The sequence below is a fragment of the Catenulispora sp. MAP12-49 genome (assembly GCF_041262705.1).
Lineage (GTDB): Bacteria > Actinomycetota > Actinomycetes > Streptomycetales > Catenulisporaceae > Catenulispora.
Genome location: NZ_JBGCCP010000084.1, coordinates 1 through 2,713 on the forward strand (window position 1 = coordinate 1; position 2,713 = coordinate 2,713).

A 2,713-nucleotide genomic window follows, 5' to 3' on the forward strand; every position below is an offset into this window, starting at 1 on the left:
CTCTGGAGAAGTATCCCAAGTAGCACGGGGCCCGAGAAATCCCGTGTGAATCTGGCGGGACCACCCGCTAAGCCTGAATACTCCCTGGTGACCGATAGCGGACTAGTACCGTGAGGGAAAGGTGAAAAGTACCCCGGGAGGGGAGTGAAAGAGTACCTGAAACCGTGTGCCTACAAGCCGTGGGAGCTACGCCGTGCCGGATTTATCCGGTCACGGTTGTGACCGCGTGCCTTTTGAAGAATGAGCCTGCGAGTTAGCGTTGTGTGGCGAGGTTAACCCGGGTGGGGTAGCCGTAGCGAAAGCGAGTCCGAATAGGGCGTTTGAGTCGCACGACCTAGACCCGAAGCGTGGTGATCTAGCCATGGGCAGGGTGAAGCGCGGGTAAGACCGCGTGGAGGCCCGAACCCACCAGGGTTGAAAACCTGGGGGATGACCTGTGGTTAGGGGTGAAAGGCCAATCAAACCACGTGATAGCTGGTTCTCCCCGAAATGCATTTAGGTGCAGCGTCGTGTGTTTCTTCCCGGAGGTAGAGCACTGGATGGTCTAGGGGGCCTACAAGCTTACCGAAATCAGCCAAACTCCGAATGCCGGTGAAGTGATAGCGCGGCAGTGAGACGGCGGGGGATAAGCTTCGTCGTCGAGAGGGAAACAGCCCAGAACACCGGCTAAGGCCCCTAAGCGTGTGCTAAGTGGGAAAGGATGTGGAGTCGCATAGACAACCAGGAGGTTGGCTTAGAAGCAGCCACCCTTGAAAGAGTGCGTAATAGCTCACTGGTCAAGTGATTCCGCGCCGACAATGTAGCGGGGCTCAAGTACACCGCCGAAGCCGTGTCATTCACACATGTAGCCCGTCGGGTTAGTAGCCCGGCCAGGCGTGTGGATGGGTAGGGGAGCGTCGTGCAGCCAGTGAAGTCCCGGGGTGACCCAGGGGTGGAGGCTGCACGAGTGAGAATGCAGGCATGAGTAGCGAATGCGACGTGAGAAACGTCGCCGCCGGATGACCAAGGGTTCCTGGGCCAGGCTAATCCGCCCAGGGTGAGTCGGGACCTAAGGCGAGGCCGACAGGCGTAGTCGATGGACAACGGGTTGATATTCCCGTACCCGCGAAGGTCCGCCCAGTGTTGAATCAGGTGATGCTAAGCCCGTTAAGCCCCCTGACACCTTCGGGTGTTGGGTGTGGTGGAGCCGGCGGCCCGAACTTGTAGTAGGCAAGCGATGGTGTGACGCAGGAAGGTAGCCCAACCCGGGCGGTGGTTGACCCGGGGTAAGGATGTAGGGCGTGTCGTAGGCAAATCCGCGACACACATAGCCTGAGATCTGATGCCGAGCCCGTAGGGGCGAAGTGGGTGATCCTATGCTGTCGAGAAAAGCATCTAGCGAGGACCGAGCGGCCCGTACCCCAAACCGACACAGGTGGTCAGGTAGAGAATACCGAGGCGATCGGGTGAACCGTGGTTAAGGAACTCGGCAAAATACCTCCGTAACTTCGGGAGAAGGAGGGCTCCAACTGGTGATGAGTCTTGCACTCTGAGCTGGGGGGAGTCGCAGAGACCAGCGAGAAGCGACTGTTTACTAAAAACACAGGTCCGTGCGAAGTCGCAAGACGATGTATACGGACTGACGCCTGCCCGGTGCTGGAACGTTAAGGGGACCGGTTAGGAAGTGATTCCGAAGCTGAGAACTTAAGCGCCAGTAAACGGCGGTGGTAACTATAACCATCCTAAGGTAGCGAAATTCCTTGTCGGGTAAGTTCCGACCTGCACGAATGGCGTAACGACTTCTCGACTGTCTCAACCACGGACCCGGCGAAATTGCACTACGAGTAAAGATGCTCGTTTCGCGCAGCAGGACGGAAAGACCCCAGGACCTTCACTATAGCTTGATATTGGTGTTCGACTCGGTTTGTGTAGGATAGGTGGGAGGCTGTGAAGCTCGGACGCTAGTTCGGGTGGAGCCGGCGTTGAAATACCACTCTGATCGTGTTGGATGTCTAACCTCGGTCCGTGATCCGGATCAGGGACAGTGTCTGGTGGGTAGTTTAACTGGGGCGGTTGCCTCCTAAAGAGTAACGGAGGCGCCCAAAGGTTCCCTCAGCCTGGTTGGCAATCAGGTGGCGAGTGCAAGTGCACAAGGGGGCTTGACTGTGAGACCGACAGGTCGAGCAGGTGCGAAAGCAGGGACTAGTGATCCGGCCATGGCTTGTGGAAGCGTGGTCGCTCAACGGATAAAAGGTACCCTGGGGATAACAGGCTGATCTTCCCCAAGAGTCCATATCGACGGGATGGTTTGGCACCTCGATGTCGGCTCGTCGCATCCTGGGGCTGGAGTAGGTCCCAAGGGTTGGGCTGTTCGCCCATTAAAGCGGTACGCGAGCTGGGTTTAGAACGTCGTGAGACAGTTCGGTCCCTATCCGCTGCGCGCGCAGGAGACTTGAGAAGGGCTGTCCCTAGTACGAGAGGACCGGGATGGACGGACCTCTGGTGTGCCAGTTGTTCTGCCAAGAGCATGGCTGGTTGGCTACGTTCGGGAAGGATAACCGCTGAAAGCATCTAAGCGGGAAACCTGCTTCAAGATGAGGTCTCCCACCCACTTGATGGGGTAAGGCTCCCGGTAGACCACCGGGTTGATAGGCCGGGCGTGGAAGCTCCGTGAGGGGTGTAGCGGACCGGTACTAATAGGCCGAGGGCTTGACCACAAAGCTGACACTTTTTT

Annotated in this window: 1 rRNA gene; it reads left to right on the top strand. The window is 57.8% G+C overall.

The annotated features are described in order from the left end of the window. A 23S ribosomal RNA gene (locus ABIA35_RS49350) occupies positions 1 to 2,696 on the top strand; the annotation flags it as partial. Positions 2,697 to 2,713: the final 17 nt, after the last annotated feature.